This is a genomic window from Photorhabdus sp. RM71S (assembly GCF_042879355.1).
Taxonomy (GTDB): domain Bacteria; phylum Pseudomonadota; class Gammaproteobacteria; order Enterobacterales; family Enterobacteriaceae; genus Photorhabdus; species Photorhabdus kayaii.
The window spans coordinates 1-223 of sequence record NZ_JBHFKV010000309.1 but is presented as its reverse complement, the minus strand read 5'-3'; the positions used below and the strand labels follow the sequence as shown (position 1 = coordinate 223).

General features: G+C 45.3%; 1 protein-coding gene. It reads left to right on the top strand.

The window, feature by feature from the left end:
* Positions 1-223: transposase (locus tag ACGF5R_RS25020; protein WP_387693359.1), on the top strand; the 223-nt coding region annotated here is incomplete at both ends.

The following is a 223-nucleotide window of genomic DNA, read 5'->3' as shown; positions in this document are numbered from 1 at the left end:
GTTGGAGGCGGAAATCGTGGCTAAGGCAATAAGAAGGCACTGGTCGGTAGAAAACGAGCTGCATTGGGTATTAGATGTCACTTTTCGAGAAGATGCTATCTCACTCAAAGATCCTGATGGGGCTGCACAAATGGCGCTTTTTAACCGAATTGCATTAAGCGTGATTAAACAGAATACCAGTATAAAAGACAGTCAGGCGGCTAAACGTCGAAGAGCCATTTGG